The sequence below is a fragment of the Veillonella criceti genome (assembly GCF_900460315.1).
In the GTDB taxonomy this organism is placed as follows: Bacteria; Bacillota; Negativicutes; order Veillonellales; family Veillonellaceae; genus Veillonella_A; species Veillonella_A criceti.
Map to the genome: position 1 here is coordinate 1,517,501 of NZ_UHIO01000001.1, position 19,551 is coordinate 1,537,051.

Consider the following 19,551-nt stretch of genomic DNA (forward strand, 5'->3'; position numbering starts at 1 on the left):
ACTTCAAAAACAGCTCTTAGCAACTTTTGTGTATACGGATGCTTTGCCTTTGTCAATTGTTTAGCCGCTACCTCTTCAACTACTTCACCATAATACATGACTAACACACGATGGCACATACTACGAATAAAAGCAATATCATGAGCTACAAAGATATATGTTAAATTCTTTTCTTTCTGTAGTTTTACCAATAATTTAGCAATGGAATCCTGTACTGATACATCTAGAGCTGACGTAGCTTCATCAAACAGAATAATATCTGGTTCTAACACCAAAGCTCTAGCAATTGCTACACGTTGCCGCTGCCCACCACTCATTTCATGAGGATATCGGTTAGCAAACGAACCATCTAACCCTACCATTTCTAAATAGCGAATAGCTATATTAGTTGCTTCACCACGTTTCAGTAAACCGAAATTATATAAAGGCTCACAAATAATATCAGCTACCGTCATACGAGGATCAAAGGCTTGTGAAGAATCTTGAAAGACCATTTGTATCTTACGTCGCTGTTCACGAGCCTCTTTACCAGTCCGTTTTTCCATACGAACACCATCTAGATAGATTTCACCACTAGTAGGCTCCAGCATGCGCATAACCATCTTCATCAACGTACTCTTACCACAACCAGATTCACCAACAATCCCTAGCGATTCCCCACGCCACAAAGACCATGAGACTCCTTTACAGGCTTCTAACAAACCACCATTAGGCAAGGGAAACGTTTTACAAAGTGATTTCACTTCTAAAATGGGAGTACCAACCTCTCCTTTAGAAGCTAATGAGTCCTTTGTCATCACCACTTCTTTATTCAACTGTGTCAACATACCGCGTCCCTCCCAATGTTGGTACCGCGTCCAATAATTGAGCGGTATAAGTCGAATGCGCTTTAAATAACACATCATCACGCGTTCCATAGTCAACAACTTTGCCCTGTTGCATAACCATAATTTTATCTGCCATATACGCAGCCACACCTATATTATGAGTAACCATGATGATTCCCGTTTTATTTTGCTTACAAAGTCGCATCAATTCTTCAACAATCTGTGCCTGTGTCGTTACATCTAGCGCTGAAGTCGGCTCATCAGCTAACAATAAATGGGGCGTAAACGCCATGGCCATCGCAATGCCCAAGCGTTGCCGTTGACCACCACTCAATTCAAATGGATAGCGATGGAGTAATTCTTTGCCAGCTGGTAATGAAACCATATCCAATAAGGCCAAAGCTTTCACTTCAGCATCTGACTTAGTCATTTGGCTATGACGACGAATATGAGCAATAAACTGCTTACCTATGGTTTGAATCGGATCCATGGCACTACCACTATCTTGGAAAATCATAGAAATGTCGGTACCACGATACTTACGCCAATCAGCGTCTGACCAAGTACTGACATCTTGACCGCGATAGCAAATCTGTCCTTCCACTACATGACCGCCAACCGATAAACAGCCAATAAGAGACCGAATAACCGTTGTTTTACCGCTCCCTGATTCACCTACAATCACAAGGATTTCGCCTTCCCCTAAAGAAAAGTTAACGTCTGTCACCGAAGGCGCCGCTTCACCATAGGCTATACTTACATTATTAACTTCAACCAGTGCTGCCTCCCGTGTCATACGTTATGCGCACATCCCTTCTTTTAAATCCTATATATATTCTATTTCAAACGAATATATCTGAAATGACATACTTATGAAATGAAATTCTTATTTAGCAATATCATTGGTAATCCAATAATAATCAGATGGGAACATCACCATCCCTTTAAGCGCTTTATTAGCAATAATATTAGTCATAGGATAACCAAGATATAACGCCGCCCCATCATTTAACAACAACTGTTGAATATCAATAATCAACTGCTTGCGTACGGCTGGATCAAACTCAGTAGATAAAGCCTCTAACTTCGCATCTACTTCTGGATTGCTATAACCAGACCCATTTTGAGGATTATCACCATTTACATTCGTTTTCCAGTACCATTTTAAGAATGTTTCAGGATCCCCTGTATTGGCTGTTACAATGTTAGAAATGAGCAAATCATAATCGCCATCAATCCCCATTTTATCAATTAACGTATAATCAACTGTTTTGATTTTTACATCCACCCCGACTTTACGAAGGTCAGCCTGTACTGCCTCTGCATAAATCGGTAATTCAGCACGACTATTATATACTACAAAATCAACGGATAATGGTTTACCGTCTTTATCTAAAATGCCATCACCATCCGTATCTTTCCAACCTGCTTCAGCCAATAAGTGTTTAGACCGTTCTGGATTATAAGCATTAGGATCTGTTAATTGGTCAAACCCATAATCCATAGATGGTGGAATTGGTGCCTTCCCTGGGATAAAGGTACCTTTCAATAGCACATCGGCATAGTTTTTACGATCAGTCGCACTAATAAAAGCCGCTCTTACTTTAGGATCTCCGAGTAACCCTTTTTGATTAATCCGCGCTAATACAACTCGCAGGGAGGCAATTTCATCAACTTGGAATTTATCATTCCCCTTGAATAAGCCAATTTCACCAGGCCCAATATTCACAGCCATATCCACTTCCCCAGATTGCAAGGCCATAGCCCTTGTATTTGGATCTTCAATGGAAGGTACTTCAACTGTTTTAAATGGGACTGTGCCATTCCAATAATTTTCATTCGCTGCTAACACTGATTTATCTTTACTATAGGACACCACTTGGTATGGGCCTGTAGCAATAGGTCCTTCTTTAGAAAAATTGCGCCCCTCTTTTTCAGATTGTACATCAACTACCAAAAATAATGGATCAGCTAAAAGACCTAGCATATTAGGCATCGGTTTCTTTGTTTTAATGGTTAATTCTTGCCCATTAGCTTCAATGGCATCATATTCAAAAAACGTAGCCGCCCGTTTACTCTTAGCAAACACTCGTTCAATAGATTCTTTTACTTCTGCAGCCGTTAATTTTTTACCATTCGAAAATTTAGCTTTATCATCAATTGTGAATGTCCATGTCAACTGGTCATCACTTAACGACCATTTTGAAGCTAACCAAGGGGTTGGTTTCATTGCTTTGTCAAACTTCGTCAACGTTTCACCAATGCCATAACGCATAACAACCCAAGCATAGAAATTATCCGTTGGCTCAAGTGTATCAGCAAAGTTAGTCACCCCAACTTTTAATACATCCTTATTATCTGCTGATTCACTGCCACAACCAGCTAATAAAGAAGCACATAATACAACACCCACACTACCCAATAGAGCTTTACGCCAAAACTTTTTCATACTCAACATCCCTTCTTTAAATACATACCCTAAACCTAATGTTTACATCTGATACCACTTACTATATTTAAAATCACTCGCCCAAATAATCCTGACAACAATGTTTTATTATCAGTCTATAAAACACCCTATTTTTGGCGAGGATCTAATATATCACGCAAGCTATCACTCCATACATTAAATATAGCTACAACGAGTAAAATAGCAGCCCCTGGAAACATCATAAGCCAAGGCGCTAATTGTAAATATTGACGTCCTTCATTAAGCATAAGGCCCCACTCTGGTGTTGGTGGCTGCGCCCCAAACCCCAAAAAGGATAAACCAGCCACTTCTAGCATCATAATCCCTAAATCCATACTGGCGGTCACGACGACTAATGGCATACTATTCGGCAAAATATGGCGACGCAATATAACTGATGATGTTCCGCCACTCATAATAGCGGCCGCAATATAATCTTCTTGCCGTACTTTAATAACTAAACTTCGCACCAACCGAGCATATTTGGCCCAACCTACAATCGTAAGCGCTAAAATGGTATTGCCCACACTACCACCCATAATCCCAGCAATAGCAATGGCAAGTACAATACCAGGAAAAGATATCATGATGTCACAAATGCGCATGAGCACCATTTCAACTACACCACCGAAATAACCTGCTATAGAACCTACAATCGTACCAATAATGGCGACTAAACACACGATTGTAAACGCCATAAATAGAGATAATCCCGTGCCATAAATAATCCGTGATAATACATCACGCCCCAATTTATCAGTACCAAACCAATGCGTTTCACTGGGGGCCTTTAAAGCATTCCCCAAATCTGAAGCAAAGGCATCATGAGGTGTTAACCAAGGTGAAAAAATAGCAATAATAACAATTAACAATACAAGTGCTGAATACAATGAAAATGCCGTATGTGTTCTAATAAATTCTTTCATTATTTGTGCCCCCGTTTCAAACGCGGATCCAATAATGTATAGGAATAATCAATGATGCCATTAATCAACATATACGCTATGGACGCCCACAGTACAAATCCTTCAATTAGAGGATAATCACGGAAAGTAATAGCTTGTACCGCCATCTTTCCAAGACCGGGCCAAGAAAAGACCATTTCTACCACAGCTACACCACCTAACAGCCAACCCATCGACATGCCAAAGATGGTCAATAAGGGTAAAAACGCATTAGGTAAAATATGTCGGAACATAATTTCCATATGTCCCATACCACGAGCCCGTGCACCGACTACATAGTCTTTATTAATTTCCTCTAAAATAACAAGTCGCACTTGACGCATAAACTTAGATATTAAAGCAAACGCTAATGTAAACGCTGGTAAAATAGCATTTTTCAAAGATACCGTAGCCGTTGCAATAGGGGCAATCCCCAATTTATAGCCAAAAATATACAATAACATAAGACCTAACCAAAAAGCTGGTAACGAAATTCCTACAAACGCAATGCCACGAATTAAATAATCAGGCCATTTATTTTGATGAAGCGCTGCCACAATCCCTAACGGCACCGCCATAACTAAAATCATAACAATTGTTACACCTGCTAACATAAGGGTGCCTGGCAAGGCTTCCATCATCTTATCCACTACAGGCTTCTTAGCTGAGTATGACATCCCTAAGTCACCTTGCATAGCATGCATGACCCAATTACCATACTGCACTAAAAAAGGCTTATCTAATCCCAAATCCTGTCTTGTTTGATCAATCAACTCTTGTGAAACAATCGTATCTGCCGTTTCTAATAACATAAGCACTGGGTCACCAGGCGCCAAAAAGCTTAAACTAAAGGTTAAAAAGGTAACCCCTATTAATGTCACTAACACTTGCCCTAAATGTTGCAGTGTTTTCTTAACCATACCTTATCCTCCCTAATATATCTATTTGTTATCCCAATAAAAAAACTCGCTCTTTGAAAGAGCGAGTATGGACTCAGCAACAAATTAATCCTATATCAAGATATCTAATACAAAATCGTTAGACATCCATTGTGTAGTCAATAATTTGTTATAAGCAGGCTTTCTGGCTCATGATTCCTCATCAATTTCTAGCCTTCCCAGTTTCCCAGTGACTCTTTAGTGAAATTGACTCCTCATTTACAGCTGTATGGCAGCATAGGACTTACACCTATTTTCCTCTTATTATCGCTCGGCATACCCGACACTTACAACATGAAGTTCATTATAAAGTTAGCAATAGTATATTATCAACAATATATAACATAAAACCTATATCGCTATTATGATATCTTATCTATTTATATTCTGTCAATTATTAGTCATGAATTATTGATATTTTTTCTTAAAAAAGAACAAAATTCTCTTATTCGTTCATAAATACAGTAAATTCATCGATAATTAACTATTTATTATACCTAGCAGGGTATAGTATTAATACTAATAGGGGTATATGTAATAATGTGAAGCAATTAAAATAATCAGATAATTTACCAACTATACTATGTTTTACGACAATCTATTTTATATATGTGTGTTTTTAAATTATTTCTATACAATCAAATTTAATTAGTAAATAAACAGTCATGTTTTTTATTTACATTATTTATAAAAAGAGTATAATAGATGATAATTGGTCGCTGAATTTCATTTTTTATTAATCTAATGCGTATCTAGGAATTGATAGTGTCCATAATAAGACCAAATGCCTACCCTAAATATTTGCTTATACACTTCAATGCGTTTCCTAGTTATGAAAAAACTACCTTACACAGTACAATAGTATTTCAAATTAAGGAGACGATAACTTCATGTATAACAAAGAAAAAGAAGGTATTTTATTACATGTAGGGAGTTATACAAAACCACTTCATGCAGATATTGTAGTTCATGAAGAACATGATTTTTCAAAATATGGTACGAAGACCCCTGAACAGATTAGACAGGCTTACTATAAATCCAAACTACATCGGAAAAATCATTATAGTTAGTACTTGCTCATGATCTAACAATAAATCGTTTATAATGAATGAAATTTAAAATAGGTAGGTAAAACAAAGAACCCAGCAACCATAACGGTTACTGGGTTTTCATGTGTTATGCGATTATTCTGCAGTGAATGGCAACAATGCAATAGCGCGAGCGCGTTTAATTGCAAGAGTCAATTTGCGCTGATGTTTAGCGCAAGTGCCAGAAATACGACGAGGAAGAATTTTACCGCGTTCAGTCGTAAAACGACGAAGTTTAGCAATATCTTTATAGTCGATTTGATCTACATGATCAACGCAGAAGTTACATACTTTTCTTCTTGGCTTTCTGCCTCTATCTCTTCTCATTGTGAATCCTCCTTTTCGAATTAGTAGGAGTCCTAAACACTAGAACGGAATGTTTTCTTCGTTACCGCCACCAAAGCTGTCGAAATTAGATGAACCACCGCCAAAGCTATCAGCGTTTTGAGCATCTAACGACTGACCAACAAAGTTAGCCACTACTTCAGTAACATAGCGTTTTTGCCCATCCTGAGTTTCATAAGAACGGGTATTTAAACGACCTTCAACGAAACAACGGCTCCCTTTGCGAAGGTTACCAGCTGCTTCCCCTAACTTACCCCACGCCACACAATTAATGAAGGCTGTTTGTTCCTTCTGTTCATTGGTTGTAGAGTCAAAATACGTGTTTGTCGCAGCCACTGTAAATGTTGCTACGGCTCTACCAGTTTTAGTAAAGCGCACTTCAGGGTCACGAGCTAAATTACCTAAGATCTGTACTGAGTTCATAGTAAACCTCCCAGAGCTTACTTGCCGTGTTTAACAATTAGGTGTTTAAGGACATCATCGTTGATTTTCAATACACGATCGATTTCTTTGATTTCAGCAGGATCTGCTTCAAAGTTAACCAATACGTAGAAACCGTCAGTGAATTTTTTCACTGCATAAGCAAGACGACGCTTGCCCCAACGATCTACCTTTTCTACTGTGCCGCCTACACGAGCAATCAAAGCTTCTACTTTTTCAATAACCGCGTTGGTTGTCTCTTCTTCGGCTGGTTTCACAATCACCATGACTTCGTATTTGTTCATACAAAATCACCTCCTCTTTTGGACATATGCCCCTATCTTCCATAGGGGTAGGAAGCGCTTACCATCAATAAGCCTTACTATTATACCCCAAGTAAACATAAAACACAATACCCATATATGATATAAATTATTTTTTAATCATATTTATTTAATAATTTATCGCTCGTATTATAAACTTGCATTTCCTGTGAATCTGACCCTGCTATTTTTTAACACTGACTTAGCACTAATATAAAAATATAAAAATTTTCTATAGAAAATTCCACTTTTCTCTGTACAGTCCTCGTTTCAAAAGGTATACTAAAGTAAGATAATTAAATAAGAGTTATTATCACATACATTTTAGGAGGTTTTACCTATGAATTTAATTAAAGTAGGCATCGTTGGCTATGGCAATCTTGGTCGTGGCGTAGAAGCGGCCGTTAAATTGCAACCAGATATGGAATTAGTTGGTATATTCTCTCGCCGTAGTGGTTTAAAAACGGTAAGTGGTGTACCAAGTTATGCTATGAGCGAACTTGAAAATTTCAAAGGCAAAATTGATGTTATGGTTCTTTGCGGTGGTTCTGCCACTGACTTAATTGAACAAACACCAATGGTCGCTAAACATTTCACTGTTATTGACAGCTTCGATACTCACGCACGCATTCCTGAACATTTTGACAATGTAAATAAAGCAGCTAAAGAAAGCGGTCACGCAGCTCTTATTTCCTGTGGTTGGGATCCAGGCATGTTCTCTTTGCAACGTGTATTTGCAGAAAGCATTCTACCACAAGGTAAATCTTATACTTTCTGGGGCCGTGGTGTAAGCCAAGGTCACTCTGATGCCATTCGTCGCTTAGAAGGTGTTGTCGATGCTCGCCAATACACCGTTCCACGCGAAGAATATTTAGAGCAAATCCGTAATGGTGAAACTCCAGAAGTTACAGCTCAATCTGGCCATCTTCGCGAATGCTATGTAGTCGCTGCTGAAGGTGCTGATAAAGCTAAAATCGAAAATGATATTAAAACAATGGAAAACTACTTTGTTGGCTATGAAACCATTGTTCATTTCATCTCTCAAGAAGAACTCGATAAAAACCACAAAGGAATTCCACATGGTGGCTTTGTACTTCGTAGTGGTGAAAGCACAGAAGGAACGCGCCATGTAGTCGAATATTCCTTAAAACTTGACAGCAATCCTGAATTCACCGGCTCTGTATTGACTGCCTATGCACGCGGTATTTATCGCTTGGCAAAACACGGTGGCACCGGTGCTTACACTGTGTTCGATATTCCACCGGCTTGGATTTCCACTCACAGTGCCGAAGAATTGCGTGCTCATTCTTTATAAGAATTAATAAAGTAAAAAGCCTATCCCCATTCAAACGGCGGATAGGCTTTTGCCATAATTAACACACCTTTTATAAATAACAAATCAAATATCATATAGCAATAGCGTTTCAGTAATAGCGTTTCTATGCTATAATATATTGTTAGTATGCCTATATAGTTACTATCGTATAACAGACAACCATACGCATATAACTAGTTAAATTATAAAATAACCAACAATTATGTATACATTGAATCGTTTAAAAAGGTGGTATTATGAGCACAAATCTTGAAGTAGGTATCGTAGGTCTTCCTAATGTAGGTAAAAGTACATTATTTAATGCAATTACCAAAGCAGGCGCTGAAGCCGCTAACTATCCATTCTGTACCATTGAACCAAATGTAGGTGTCGTTGATGTACCAGATGATCGTATTTACAAACTCGCTGACATGTTCAAATCTAAAAAAGTAATTCCAGCCGCTATGCGCTTCGTTGACATTGCCGGTCTCGTAGCCGGTGCATCCAAAGGCGAAGGTTTGGGGAACAAATTCCTCAGCCATATCCGTCAAGTAGATGCCATTGCTCAAGTCGTTCGTTGTTTTGACGATCCTAATATTACCCATGTGTCTGGCTCTATCGATCCGATTCGTGATATTGAAATTATCAATACAGAGCTTTGCTTAGCCGATTTAGACTCTGTAGAAAAACGGAAACAACGTATTGAAAAAATTGCCAAAAGTGGCGATAAAGAGGCCCGCATCGAACTACCTATTTTAGAAAAAGTCATCGAAGGTCTTGGCGATGCCATTCCTGTACGCGCGCAAGGTCTTGACGATGAAGAATTAGAAATTCTTAAAGAATTAACTTTATTAACTGCTAAAAAATCACTATATGTAGCTAATATTTCAGAAGATGAAATTTCTGATTACTCCGGCAATGAACATGTAAAACGAGTACAAGAATATGCTGCTAACGAAGGATCTGGTGTCGTTGTCGTATCAGCACGTATTGAATCTGAAATTGCTGAATTATCTGATGAAGAAGCCACTGCCTTCCTTGAAGAATTAGGCGTAACAGAAAGTGGTCTTGATAAATTAATCAAAGCAAGCTATGCCTTACTTGGTCTTATCAACTTCTTCACAGCTGGTGAAATGGAAGCCCGTGCTTGGACTATCGTCGATGGCACTAAAGCCCCTCAAGCAGCAGGTAAAATTCACTCCGATATTGAAAAAGGCTTCATCCGTGCTGAAATTGTTGCCTATGATGATTTAGTAACTTGTGGTAGCCAAAATGCAGCTAAAGAAAAAGGTCTTGTACGCCTAGAAGGTAAAGAATATGTGATGAAAGATGGCGATGTAACCTATTTCCGTTTTAATGTATAAGTCGTCAACATAAAAGCATTTACAATGTCTTTTTACCTTCATTGACAATTACTTAACAAAAACTCCATAGAAATTTATAACCTATTAAAAGTCCTTATGACGAGGAGTCCATACATATAATGGATTCCTTTCATAAAGGCTTTTTTGCTTGTGTAACAACTGTTACAGACGACCTAATATTTTATTTGTATAATTAAATCACTGTGAGTAGAGCTATTAATGACTTAAGCTAGACATATATTGCGTGGCTTCTGAACAATACGCTTTAAGACGGTCCTTATTGAGCACTTCAAGGCGCATTCGTTGAGTCTGAATAATCCCTTCCTCTTTCAATCGACGAAGATAACGATTAATATTTACCCGGCTCATACCTAAAATTTGACCTAATCGCTCTTGCGTAATATCTAGTTCAGATTTATCACGACAGATTAATAAATAAATAATATTACAAAGCTTATTAAAACCATTATTATAGCCCTGATGGCCCGTTTCATAGAGAAGTAAATTAACAAATTTTGTATACCAACTAATCACGGCCATACTCATAGAGGGATGATGATGTAGTATCCGATAAAAATCGTCTTTTTTTATCGCCACCGTGTGAGTCTCTGTCAGCACATGGCCTTCAAGGGAATCTTCAAGCTGTACAGGTCCTTCATAAAAAACAGGGAATAATGTACTGCGACCATGAAAGGATATAATGCGCTCCCGCCCTGACGGATGATTCATAGCCAATTGAACTACACCTGATTTTATATAATGGAGTTCTTCAATAGAATCTCCTGGTGTCCATAAATAATCCCCTTCTTTAAAATGACAGATCCTAAAGGGCACTGTCTCAAGTAAGGGTTCAATGGCTGTAAAATCTTCTGAGAAAAAATACATAGGATATATCATAGTAACCTCCCTTTTTAAGATTGGTTTTAACGGTTCAATACCTATAAAGTCTAAACTGTTAATAAACGTAATTTTATCGTCCATATGGTAAAAAACAAAGTATAAGTATGCATGTAAAGGAGTTTGTATCATGAATGTAATTGCTATTAATGGAAGTCCACGACCTAACAAAAACACAGCTCAATTGCTCAATAAAGCCTTAGAGGGGGCTAAGCAAAGCGGTGCCACTACGGAATTCATTTCACTCTATCCACTTCAATATCGAGGCTGTGTCAGCTGTTTTTATTGCAAACGCAAAGATAAAGAACACGGAACCTGTATTGTAAAAGATGATTTAAGTCCTGTTATCGAAAAATTAAAAGCAGCCGATGCCATTATTTGGGGCTCACCCGTTTATTTTTCTAATATGTCAGCCGCGATGCTAGCCTTATTTGAACGTTTCCTTTTTTCCAATTATATTTATAGCGCTTCGAATCCTTCTGTATTAGGAAAACAAATTCCTTCTGCTTTTATTTATACCATGAATATGACAGAAGAACAAACTCATCAATTTCACTTTAGAGATGTTGTATTACCTGTTGAAACTGGCGTTCATCGCATTTTAGGCGTTGAGCCAGAAAAATTATATGCATATAATACGGTGCAATTTGATGATTACAGCAAATTTGAATCCTCTATTTTCTCAGAAAGTGACAAAAGAGCCTATAAAGAAGCTCATTTTGAAAATGACTTAAACCAAGCCTTCCAACTAGGGCAAAACTTAGTCGCTAAGGCCCAAGCCATTAATTAATAGCATATCCCCTATAAAATTAATAGCATATCCCCTATAAAATCCAAAATAAAAAGATGTTATGACTAGCTCTGTATGGCCCCGTTCCAGTTAGACCAAATTAATCTAACTGGAACAAATGGCAACACAGCCTCCTTAGTCATGACATCTTTTTTATTTAATATTTTTTTATTTAATATTTTTTTATTTATTTTTATTCAGTCTATTAGCGTTCGCTTTTACCTACAGGTACATAAATAGTACCGGCTGCCATAGATCCTACTGTACCTTGTTGGAAGATAATGTATAACTCATGGTCTTCTGTTGCATAGAAATCAGAAGGTACTTTATCAATTGGTAAACTATCAGGGAAGAACTGTAACTTCAACTCTTCATCGCTATTAATTGCTTTATTTAATACGTCTTTAGACACGCCACCAAAATCACCTAAAGATAATACTCTACCTGTAGTCGTATTGAAAGTAAACGCCTTCACAGTATTCAAGCCATTCGCTGCTTGATCACCAATTGTGTAGGATTTAATTAATACACTAAAAATCCCTTTATCATTAGCTTCTACATCATAGGTAATGTATAAATTTTCCTTCATATCAGCTTTTAGATTGGATTTTTCTAAATTCTTCTGTAATGTCTGTACATATTTTGTAATACGATCATTAATTTCCTTCGTTACAACAGGGCTAACTGAGGTAACAGTTGGATATGTAATATGTAAGCGATCACCTGTTACAGCGACTGGTGAAACTGATACAGCCAAACGTTGATAATAATCATTAGCCTCTGGTACTTGTACTAAATCAGCTTCTCTTGCTAATTCATCGGATTCTTCCCATAAAGCTTTATTCGTTGCAGGCGCAATATCTTTTGAAATTCGTTTCGTCATAATACCCGTTGTATTATTATGGGCTTCAGTTGGGGTAGCAACAGCTACTACATCACCATTATTATTCACAATAGCAGCAGCTGGTTCTGCGTTAACCTTTACGACATCCACATCAGCAGCTTGAACAGCGCCTGTAGCCCCAAAAGCAACTGACCCAATTAAAGCTGCTAACATATATGATTTAAATACACGTTTCATAACAAAAACCTCCTCAAAATATTAATTTTAATTATACTTTTATTGATATATACATAGTATATATGCATAAAACATATGATTAGTATAACAGCTTGTTATGAAAAATTCATGATGAACCGAAATGTATACAATATAGTTCATGACAAATTATTGAATTTTGTCCGTATATTTTGTACAATTGTCTAGTAAGGATATTATTTTATGTATTTATTTTTAAAACAGAAGTAAGGAGGATTAGTATGAAGCATGATTTTATGAGTCATGACTTACATCTGCCGGAATTAACGTTTCGCGGTATGCTACTAGGCGTACTTATAACTATTATCTTTACCGCGTCCAACGTTTATTTAGGGCTTAAAGTTGGGTTAACCTTCTCTAGCTCCATTCCTGCAGCCGTTATCTCTATGGCTATCCTACGTTTTTTCAAAGACTCTAACGTTCTTGAAAACAACATGGTACAAACCCAAGCATCTGCTGCTGGTACATTATCAGCTGTTATTTTCGTATTGCCAGGCCTATTGATGCTAGGCTATTGGCAAGGCTTCCCTTATGGTGAAACATTATTACTCTGTGCCTGTGGTGGTTGTTTAGGTGTATTATTTACTATCCCGCTACGCCGCGCAATGGTTGTAAATAGTGATTTACCATATCCAGAAGGTCGCGCTGCTGCTGAAATCTTAAAAGTAGGTAGCCAAGCTCACTCTGATGAAAACGGAGCTTCTAAATCAGCGAGTGGTATGAAAGAAATCGTAAGTGGCGGTATCTTTGCTGGTATTATCAGCCTTTGTACCAATGGGTTCCACTACTTAGCTGGTGAAATGAGTTTCTGGTTTGGTGTAGGCCGTGGGGTTACCCAATTCCCACTCGGTTTCTCAACGGCACTGTTAGGTGCTGGTTTCCTTATTGGTATTGCCAGTGGTATCGCTATTCTAGTAGGTATGATTATTGCTTGGGGTGGTTTCGTACCATACTTAACTAATGTCTTACCTATGGGTGATGCTAAATCCGTAGAATCCTTTGCTATGGCCGTTTGGAAAGAAAAAGTTCGTTTCATCGGGGCTGGTTGTATCGGTATTGCCGCTATCTGGACATTAATTACCTTAACTAAACCAATCATTGAAGGTATGCGTATTTCCATTAAAAACATGAAAATGTCTAATGAAGAACGTGATACCCATCGTATGGATACAGATATGAAACCTTCAACTGTGGGTCTCGTATTCTTAGTTATCTTAATTGGTCTTGTTATCTGCTTCTACTCCTTCGTAAGCGCTGTTGATATTAATCCAGCTCTTATGTGGACTCTCGTTGTATGTGGTATCGTCATTGCCCTTTGCATTGGTTTCTTCGTAGCCGCCGCTTGTGGTTACATGGCTGGTCTTATCGGTACTTCTGCTAGTCCAATCTCTGGTATCGGTATTTTAGGGATTATCATTTCCTCCCTTGTAGTCTTTGCCATTGCCTCAGCTAATGATTTATTTGCTACCGAAGCAGGCGTTAAATTCGCAACAGCCATGGCCTTATTTATGACCAGTGTAGTTGTATGTATCGCAGCTATTTCCAACGATAACTTACAAGACCTTAAAACAGGTCAACTCGTAGGGGCAACCCCTTGGAAACAACAGGTAGCCTTATTAATTGGTTCTGTAGCTGGTGCTATTGCTATCGCTCCAGTACTTAACCTTTTATATGAAGCCTATGGTTTCACTGGCGCTTTACCTCGTGCTGAAATGGATCCATCGGCGGCTTTATCTGCACCACAAGCTACCTTGATGACTACTATTGCTCAAGGTATCTTCAGTTCCAATCTTGATTGGGATTATATCCTTATTGGTGTTGGTATCGGGATTATCGTTAACTTAATTCTCAAGAGCACAACAGCTACTTTATCCTTACCTCCACTAGCTATTGGTATGGGTATTTACTTACCACCAAGCCTTGAAATGCCACTAGTAATTGGTTCTTTCATGAGCTACTTCGTAGGGAAATACTTAGTAAAACGTGCTAAAGAACGCAGTGGTGAATTAGCAGATGCTGATGTAGAACAATGTAACCGTCGCGGCGTACTTTTTGCGTCTGGTATGATTGTTGGTGAAAGTTTAATTGGTGTATTGATTGCGGTTATTATCGTTATTTCCGTAACCTCTGGTGGTGGCGAAGATCCACTTGGCATGGTTGGCAAAGATTTTGCTAGTACCGCTGAATGGCTTGGCCTAGCAGTCTTCCTCATTACAATTGCTTACTTTGTAAATCTTGTATTATCTACAAAATTCAATCGTGAAGAAGCATTAGCAATCCAACGCATCAATGAAGAAGAACATAAATAATATCTTACAATGAACGTGTAAAACCGTTATACCTTCTATTAATTAGAGGTATAACGGTTTTTTATCTTGAAAAAATTTTAATAAAATTTTACACCGCCTAGCATTTCTATTTACAATACTATGTTTAAATGGAAAATAGAGAGTGCACTAAATTTAATTATTTGTATTATAATCCCTTAAAGGAGGTAAGGATACATCATGAAATGCAAGGCTTTATTAGCAGGTCTTCTTTGTATGACATCCGCATTAATCTTTGCTGGCTGTGGTAATTCCACATCAAATACTACACCAGCCAATGACAAAGTAGTAGAAATTGAATATTGGCATGTAGCCTCTGACAGTTTTGGTGGACAAACCGTTCGCGAATTAGTCGCAGACTTTAACAAAACTCACCCCAATATTAAAGTCACTGAAAAATTTAATCCTGATATGTATAAGGGATTAACACAAAATCTACAAGCTGCTCTCGCCTCTGGCCAAACCCCCGATGTAGTACAAATGGGCTGGAATTTTCTAAATTATGCACATGAAAATTTTGAAAATGATGATATTAATACAGTATTTGCTAAGGCCGGCGATCCTGACTTCATTAAAAATACCTTTGAACCTAATATTGCACGCTTAGCTCAAACAGCAGACGGCAATCAAGTAGGTGTACCGTATTCCTTATCAGTTCCTGTCCTCTACTATAATCCTGACATCTTCAAAGCGGCCGGATTAGATCCTAATACGCCTCCTAAAACTTGGGCTGAAGTACAACAATATGCTAAACAAATAAAAGAAAATACTGGTTCGCCTGCTTTCTTCATGCAAGAATATGCGGATACTTGGACTAATCAGGCCTTAGTAGAATCGAATGGCGGCACTATGCTAATCCAAAAAAATGGTCAATGGCAATCCGGTTTTGATACGCCCGAAGCAGCGCAAGGCTACCAAGTTATTGCCGATATGATAAAAGCGGGTACTGGTTTACATGCTACTAATGAAGAAGGGTTCCAAAGCTTTACATCCGGTAAACTAGCCATGGTAGCAACCACTATCGGCAAACGTGCCAATTTTGAAAAATCCTCCCAATTTAAAGTGATGACCACAACATTCCCTGCTTTTGATAATAAGCCTGTTAAAGTTCCTGCTGGTGGTAACTTCTTAATGATTCTATCCAAAGATGAAGCGAAACAAAAAGCCGCTGTAGAGTTTATTAAATACTTAGAAAGTGCTGAAAACTTAACTAAATGGGATACTGGTACCGGTTATTTACCACCACGTAAAAACATGGATACCGAAGGACCTTACAAAAAACTAATCGATGAAAACGACAACATTAAAAAGGCAATGGCTATGCTCCCTAATGTAACACCTTGGGTTAGTTTCCCTGGACAAAATGGACTTCAAGCCGAACAAGTTCTAATCGATGCACGAGATGTAATCCTTAATGGCAGTCAAACCGCTACCGAAGCATTACATCAAGCAGCACTCAAAATTAATGAATTAATAAAATAAAAAATTTCTAATCTCTCATTCATCAATCAACTAATTTGCTATAGAGGGGTACCTTGCGGGGATTCCATCTAAAAAATAGAATCAATAGATATTACCTATTGGTTCTATTTTTAATTATTAATACTTGTATAACCTATATAACGAGGTATTGTTATGAATAAACTTACTAAAACTGGCTATTTACTATTTTTACCAGCCATGCTATGTTTTCTCATATTTTATTATTGGCCACTAATCGTCAATATAGGCATGAGCTTTTTTTCCTGGAATATGGTAAGTTCAAAAATTAAATTTGTTGGCTTAGATAATTATATAGATGTATTACAAAATGGAGAATTTTATTCTATCATCATTAATACTATATTATTTGTAGTGTTCTTATTGATTTTTAACTTCATACTTCCTTATATTTACTCTTATACCTTAGCGTATATATTAAAATATGGGAAAAATCTATATAAAATATTCTTTTTCATTCCTTCCCTCTTTAGTTTATCTGTAGCAAGTATTTTATTTTTATGGATCTACAATCCATTAGCCGGCCCTATTTTTACGATTCTACAAACCTTTGGCTTAGAATCACCTAGATGGTTAAAAGAACCTATTTTAGTTATCTTCTCTATCAGTCTCATTATTGCCTGGAAAGTATTTGGCTATAATTTTATTCTTATGTTAGCCGCCATGATGTCAGTTTCAAAAGAAATGATTGAAGCTGCTCGCTTAGAAGGGGCTTCTGATTGGATGATTTTACGAAATATCATTATTCCACAAACCTCCTCTTCTGCGATTTATGTCTTTGTTATAACTGTAGTATTTGGCCTACAGTATGTAATGATTCCTGTCAATATTCTCACGCAAGGTGGCCCAAATCAAGGCAGTGCTAACCTAGTATATGTAATATATCAATATGCTTTCGTCTTTTACCAAGTAGGCAAATCAGCAGCCTATGCGGTTGTTACTATGATTCTATTCGTACTCTTTGCCTGGTGGCGTAATAAAGTATTAGACAAGAAGGTTTACTATGAAAACTAATGTAAAAAAAGAACTACTGGGCCATATATTTTTAATCCTTTCTCTAATAATTTGCTTATGGCCTATCATTTTCTTATTATCAGCCTCCTTTAAAGATCTAAACCAAATCTTCCAATATCCGCTCAATCCCTTACCGGAAAACCCAACCTGGGCTAACTATACAACCGTATTAGAGCGATTCCCCATCTTTCAATTTACAGGAAATACATTCTTTATCGCTATTACGGTGACTCTATTTAAAATTATAACTAGTCTTTTAGCTGGCTTTGGCTTTGTGTATTACCGCTTCAAAGGCCGAGAATTTCTATTCAATTCGATGGTGCTTACCTTCTTCATTCCTATGTCCGTATTAATTATGCCTAACTATCTTCTCATATCCTCTATCGGTTTATTAGATACTGCCTTTGGCGTAATCCTAGTAGAAATGGTAGATGGTATGGGCATATTCCTTATGCGTCAAACGATGAGAAGCATTCCCAAAAGTATCTTTGAATCCGCCATTCTCGAAGGCGCTTCACCCCTTTACATTCTTTGGCATATTATAATGCCCCTTGTGCGCCCTTCCATCATCTCTATTAGTATTATGTTCTTTATTAACGCTTGGAACGAATACTTTTGGCCCTTACTCATATTAAAAAGTAAATCAGAATATACCTTAGCCTTAGCGCTCCCTATGTTTATTAGTGCTGAAGGGGGCAGTGAGTGGGGCTTAGCCATGGCTTTGGCCGTCTTAACTAGCCTCTTACCGTTTATCTTATTTATCATTTGTCAAAAATATATTCTTAACACATTTATTCAAGCAGGAGTGAAAGGATAATGCATAATATTGTATTTGATACAGTTACTAAATCGTATCATGGAAAAGAAATCATTAAGCAACTAAACTTTGAAATCAAAGAAGGGGAGCGCGTTGTTCTACTCGGCCCATCTGGCTCTGGTAAAAGTACCACCTTACGTATGATTGCTGGTTTAGAAACGATTACATCGGGTCAACTTTTTATGGGTAATACTTGTGTAAATGATATCCCTCCAGGCGACCGCAATATTGCTATGGTATTTCAAAATTATGCTCTATTTCCTCATTTCAATGTGTGGGATAATATCGTATTTGGCTTAAAACTTCAAAAACTACCACAGTCTGAAATAGAATTACGTACCAAAGCGGCTATTGATATGCTTAACCTTACTGGCTATGAACATCGATTAATACAATCCTTATCTGGTGGTCAAAAACAACGTGTAGCCCTATGTCGTGCTATTGTAAAACAATCGCCGTACTTTTTGCTGGATGAACCATTAGCCAATTTAGATGCGCAGTTACGTCAACATGCACGCCAAGAGCTCATAAAGATTCATGAAAGTTGTAATTCCACTATGATTTATGTCACCCATGACCAAATAGAAGCCATGACAATTGGCCAGCGTATTGCTATCCTCCATGAAGGAATTTTACAACAATTTGGCAACCCCCAAGAAGTCTATAATCAACCAGCTAACACCTTTGTTGCCTCCTTTATAGGAACACCAGCTATGAACTTATGGGAACTCCCTGTTACAAATGGCCAACTTCACCTAGGATCCACCACACTTGATTTACCAGATACTATTACGGATAACTCTATTATCCTAGGTATTCGCCCTGAAAAACTAAAAATAGTTCCTTCTGAAACAGCATTATTACATGGTAAATGTCAATACATAGAAAATATTGGTCATATTCAAAATTGCTTATTAGATTTTTCAAATGATTTAAAAGGTTTCATCCAAATTCCTAGTATGAATGCACAAGTACAGCTTGATGAACAACTCGGTATAACCTTCAATTTAGCAGATGCCTGTTTCTTTGATTCCCAAACCAAACAAAATCTTCAATATAAACTAACACACTAA

19 protein-coding genes and 1 riboswitch (1 of these 20 running past the window's edge) are annotated in these 19,551 nt (G+C 37.6%); of the genes, 9 read left to right on the top strand and 10 right to left on the bottom strand.

Annotated elements, in window-relative coordinates; all coding sequences use genetic code 11:
- The 5 genes from DYE54_RS06780 to nikB all read right to left on the bottom strand — a co-directional run.
- Positions 1 to 797, bottom strand: partial view of an ABC transporter ATP-binding protein gene (locus DYE54_RS06780; protein ID WP_245935731.1) — the 5' portion only. Its footprint begins 31 nt before the window's first position; the window shows 797 of its 828 coding nt (coding positions 1–797); its start codon is at positions 795 to 797; the stop codon falls past the left edge of the window.
- Positions 798 to 807: 10 nt separating this feature from the next.
- Positions 808 to 1,623, bottom strand: coding sequence for an ABC transporter ATP-binding protein (locus DYE54_RS06785; RefSeq protein ID WP_115310525.1), 816 nt, complete (start codon positions 1,621 to 1,623; stop codon positions 808 to 810).
- 90 nt (positions 1,624 to 1,713) lie between these two features.
- Positions 1,714 to 3,276, bottom strand: a complete 1,563-nt coding sequence (locus DYE54_RS06790; RefSeq protein ID WP_115310526.1) for an ABC transporter substrate-binding protein — start codon at positions 3,274 to 3,276, stop codon at positions 1,714 to 1,716.
- Positions 3,277 to 3,404: 128 nt separating this feature from the next.
- On the bottom strand, positions 3,405 to 4,223 hold the full coding sequence (gene nikC / locus DYE54_RS06795; RefSeq protein ID WP_115310527.1) for a nickel transporter permease: 819 nt from the start codon (positions 4,221 to 4,223) through the stop codon (positions 3,405 to 3,407).
- Positions 4,223 to 5,161, bottom strand: coding sequence for a nickel ABC transporter permease (gene nikB, locus DYE54_RS06800; RefSeq protein ID WP_115310528.1), 939 nt, complete (start codon positions 5,159 to 5,161; stop codon positions 4,223 to 4,225). The genes nikC and nikB overlap by 1 nt, the downstream gene beginning before the upstream one ends.
- Before the next feature lie 136 nt (positions 5,162 to 5,297).
- A riboswitch (cobalamin riboswitch) is annotated at positions 5,298 to 5,485 on the bottom strand.
- A 584-nt stretch (positions 5,486 to 6,069) separates the two neighbouring features.
- Between nikB and DYE54_RS06805 the strand changes: the two genes are divergently transcribed.
- Positions 6,070 to 6,249, top strand: coding sequence for a hypothetical protein (locus tag DYE54_RS06805; RefSeq protein WP_115310529.1), 180 nt, complete (start codon positions 6,070 to 6,072; stop codon positions 6,247 to 6,249).
- A 114-nt stretch (positions 6,250 to 6,363) separates the two neighbouring features.
- On the opposite strand, the gene rpsR is transcribed toward DYE54_RS06805, so the two are convergent.
- From rpsR to rpsF, 3 genes are read right to left on the bottom strand one after another with little or no spacing between them, the layout of a single operon-like run.
- Entirely contained in the window at positions 6,364 to 6,594 is a 231-nt protein-coding gene (rpsR, locus tag DYE54_RS06810) for a 30S ribosomal protein S18 (RefSeq protein WP_115310530.1), read from the bottom strand.
- A gap of 39 nt (positions 6,595 to 6,633) precedes the next feature.
- On the bottom strand, positions 6,634 to 7,035 hold the full coding sequence (locus DYE54_RS06815) for a single-stranded DNA-binding protein (protein WP_115310531.1): 402 nt from the start codon (positions 7,033 to 7,035) through the stop codon (positions 6,634 to 6,636).
- 17 nt (positions 7,036 to 7,052) lie between these two features.
- Entirely contained in the window at positions 7,053 to 7,337 is a 285-nt protein-coding gene (gene rpsF, locus DYE54_RS06820; protein ID WP_006555211.1) for a 30S ribosomal protein S6, read from the bottom strand.
- 358 nt (positions 7,338 to 7,695) lie between these two features.
- Between rpsF and DYE54_RS06825 the strand changes: the two genes are divergently transcribed.
- Together DYE54_RS06825 and ychF are read left to right on the top strand one after the other, a co-directional pair.
- Positions 7,696 to 8,670 carry a diaminopimelate dehydrogenase gene (locus DYE54_RS06825; protein WP_115310532.1) on the top strand — a complete coding sequence of 325 codons (975 nt, stop codon included), beginning with the start codon at positions 7,696 to 7,698 and terminating at the stop codon, positions 8,668 to 8,670.
- A 257-nt stretch (positions 8,671 to 8,927) separates the two neighbouring features.
- Positions 8,928 to 10,034, top strand: coding sequence for a redox-regulated ATPase YchF (ychF, locus tag DYE54_RS06830; RefSeq protein ID WP_115310533.1), 1,107 nt, complete (start codon positions 8,928 to 8,930; stop codon positions 10,032 to 10,034).
- Positions 10,035 to 10,250: 216 nt separating this feature from the next.
- Here the strand turns inward: ychF and DYE54_RS06835 are convergent, their stop codons facing one another.
- Positions 10,251 to 10,931, bottom strand: a complete 681-nt coding sequence (locus DYE54_RS06835) for a Crp/Fnr family transcriptional regulator (protein WP_172460574.1) — start codon at positions 10,929 to 10,931, stop codon at positions 10,251 to 10,253.
- A 130-nt stretch (positions 10,932 to 11,061) separates the two neighbouring features.
- Here DYE54_RS06835 and DYE54_RS06840 point away from each other — a divergent pair, with 130 nt between their 5' ends.
- Entirely contained in the window at positions 11,062 to 11,721 is a 660-nt protein-coding gene (locus DYE54_RS06840) for a flavodoxin family protein (RefSeq protein WP_115310535.1), read from the top strand.
- Between the two features lie 205 nt (positions 11,722 to 11,926).
- On the opposite strand, the gene DYE54_RS06845 is transcribed toward DYE54_RS06840, so the two are convergent.
- Complete coding sequence (locus tag DYE54_RS06845) at positions 11,927 to 12,802, bottom strand: polysaccharide deacetylase family protein (protein WP_115310536.1); 876 nt, start codon at positions 12,800 to 12,802, stop codon at positions 11,927 to 11,929.
- Between the two features lie 239 nt (positions 12,803 to 13,041).
- On the opposite strand from DYE54_RS06845, the gene DYE54_RS06850 reads away from it, so the two are divergent.
- The 5 genes from DYE54_RS06850 to DYE54_RS06870 all read left to right on the top strand — a co-directional run bounded on the left by DYE54_RS06850 (position 13,042) and on the right by DYE54_RS06870 (position 19,551).
- A complete protein-coding gene (locus DYE54_RS06850) occupies positions 13,042 to 15,129 on the top strand; it encodes an OPT family oligopeptide transporter (protein WP_115310537.1) in 2,088 nt (695 codons plus the stop codon).
- A 198-nt stretch (positions 15,130 to 15,327) separates the two neighbouring features.
- The gene (locus DYE54_RS06855) at positions 15,328 to 16,629 is read left to right on the top strand and encodes an ABC transporter substrate-binding protein (RefSeq protein ID WP_115310538.1); all 1,302 of its coding nucleotides are present in this window, start codon (positions 15,328 to 15,330) and stop codon (positions 16,627 to 16,629) included.
- Between the two features lie 153 nt (positions 16,630 to 16,782).
- Positions 16,783 to 17,661 (top strand): carbohydrate ABC transporter permease, encoded by an 879-nt coding sequence (locus tag DYE54_RS06860; RefSeq protein ID WP_115310539.1) that lies wholly within the window; start codon positions 16,783 to 16,785, stop codon positions 17,659 to 17,661.
- A complete protein-coding gene (locus DYE54_RS06865) occupies positions 17,651 to 18,478 on the top strand; it encodes a carbohydrate ABC transporter permease (protein ID WP_115310540.1) in 828 nt (275 codons plus the stop codon). Before DYE54_RS06860 ends, DYE54_RS06865 begins: the two co-directional genes overlap by 11 nt.
- The gene (locus DYE54_RS06870) at positions 18,478 to 19,551 is read left to right on the top strand and encodes an ABC transporter ATP-binding protein (protein WP_115310541.1); all 1,074 of its coding nucleotides are present in this window, start codon (positions 18,478 to 18,480) and stop codon (positions 19,549 to 19,551) included. Before DYE54_RS06865 ends, DYE54_RS06870 begins: the two co-directional genes overlap by 1 nt.

Coding starts and splice junctions, on each gene's coding strand:
- rpsR (WP_115310530.1), bottom strand. CDS start 6,594: ATGAGAAGAGATAGAGGCAGAAAGCCAAGAAGAAAAGTATGTAACTTC.
- ychF (WP_115310533.1), top strand. CDS start 8,928: ATGAGCACAAATCTTGAAGTAGGTATCGTAGGTCTTCCTAATGTAGGT.
- DYE54_RS06865 (WP_115310540.1), top strand. CDS start 17,651: ATGAAAACTAATGTAAAAAAAGAACTACTGGGCCATATATTTTTAATC.
- DYE54_RS06825 (WP_115310532.1), top strand. CDS start 7,696: ATGAATTTAATTAAAGTAGGCATCGTTGGCTATGGCAATCTTGGTCGT.
- DYE54_RS06805 (WP_115310529.1), top strand. CDS start 6,070: ATGTATAACAAAGAAAAAGAAGGTATTTTATTACATGTAGGGAGTTAT.
- DYE54_RS06845 (WP_115310536.1), bottom strand. CDS start 12,802: ATGAAACGTGTATTTAAATCATATATGTTAGCAGCTTTAATTGGGTCA.
- DYE54_RS06790 (WP_115310526.1), bottom strand. CDS start 3,276: ATGAAAAAGTTTTGGCGTAAAGCTCTATTGGGTAGTGTGGGTGTTGTA.
- DYE54_RS06855 (WP_115310538.1), top strand. CDS start 15,328: ATGAAATGCAAGGCTTTATTAGCAGGTCTTCTTTGTATGACATCCGCA.
- DYE54_RS06840 (WP_115310535.1), top strand. CDS start 11,062: ATGAATGTAATTGCTATTAATGGAAGTCCACGACCTAACAAAAACACA.
- DYE54_RS06835 (WP_172460574.1), bottom strand. CDS start 10,931: ATGATATATCCTATGTATTTTTTCTCAGAAGATTTTACAGCCATTGAA.
- nikC (WP_115310527.1), bottom strand. CDS start 4,223: ATGAAAGAATTTATTAGAACACATACGGCATTTTCATTGTATTCAGCA.
- DYE54_RS06785 (WP_115310525.1), bottom strand. CDS start 1,623: ATGACACGGGAGGCAGCACTGGTTGAAGTTAATAATGTAAGTATAGCC.
- DYE54_RS06850 (WP_115310537.1), top strand. CDS start 13,042: ATGAAGCATGATTTTATGAGTCATGACTTACATCTGCCGGAATTAACG.
- DYE54_RS06815 (WP_115310531.1), bottom strand. CDS start 7,035: ATGAACTCAGTACAGATCTTAGGTAATTTAGCTCGTGACCCTGAAGTG.
- rpsF (WP_006555211.1), bottom strand. CDS start 7,337: ATGAACAAATACGAAGTCATGGTGATTGTGAAACCAGCCGAAGAAGAG.
- DYE54_RS06870 (WP_115310541.1), top strand. CDS start 18,478: ATGCATAATATTGTATTTGATACAGTTACTAAATCGTATCATGGAAAA.
- nikB (WP_115310528.1), bottom strand. CDS start 5,161: ATGGTTAAGAAAACACTGCAACATTTAGGGCAAGTGTTAGTGACATTA.
- DYE54_RS06860 (WP_115310539.1), top strand. CDS start 16,783: ATGAATAAACTTACTAAAACTGGCTATTTACTATTTTTACCAGCCATG.